The sequence below is a fragment of the Shigella sp. SIG3 genome, from assembly GCF_053555855.1.
Genome location: NZ_JBQZXE010000304.1, coordinates 1 through 557, shown reverse-complemented (window position 1 = coordinate 557; position 557 = coordinate 1). Strand labels below are relative to the sequence as shown.

Annotated in this window: 1 protein-coding gene and 1 pseudogene; one reads left to right on the top strand and one right to left on the bottom strand. The window is 48.7% G+C overall.

Translation table 11 applies throughout. From position 1 onward, the window contains the following. Positions 1-125: 125 nt before the first annotated feature. Positions 126-201, top strand: a pseudogene (locus ACUU1I_RS21105) (hypothetical protein); the annotation flags it as partial. A gap of 74 nt (positions 202-275) precedes the next feature. Here the strand turns inward: ACUU1I_RS21105 and ACUU1I_RS21100 are convergent. Continuing rightward, positions 276-557 (bottom strand): transposase domain-containing protein (locus ACUU1I_RS21100; RefSeq protein WP_449141870.1); only part of this gene is annotated, 282 nt, incomplete at its 5' end.

Sequence of the window (557 nt, the reverse complement as noted above, 5' to 3'; positions counted from 1 at the left end):
CCGACTCTTTTATCAACGCTTACGTAATTAAGGGACACAACCTAGATCACTTAGAGGGAACTCAGCCCGGATTGTGCGATCTGATCAATCGCCAAATCAAAACAAATCACCAACCGGACTGATCAATGCCGATCATAGCACCAATTTCCCGTGACGAACGATGCCTGATGGAGAAAGCCATCCATAAAACACATGATAAATCTATGTTCTGCGCTTTGATAATTTTGACGATGCCGTTGAGTGGTAAGCGCCCAGAGAAGTACGTAGCGGAAGGATTATTTTACAGCTGAGAAGTTCCAGGGCAGCAGTTCATGCACTCGGTTCGACGGCCAGTCATTGAGCTTCACGATCACTTCGCGCAACCAGTCCTCCGGCTCCACTCCGTTCAGTTTGCAGGTGACCAGCAGACTGTAGATAATCGCCGCGCTTTCTCCACCGTTGTCAGAACCGAAGAAGAGATAATTTTTTCTTCCAACCGCCACCGATCGCAGCGCGTTTTCACCGATGTTGTTGTCGATTTCCACCTGGCCATTACGACAGTACACGTTCAGGCTATC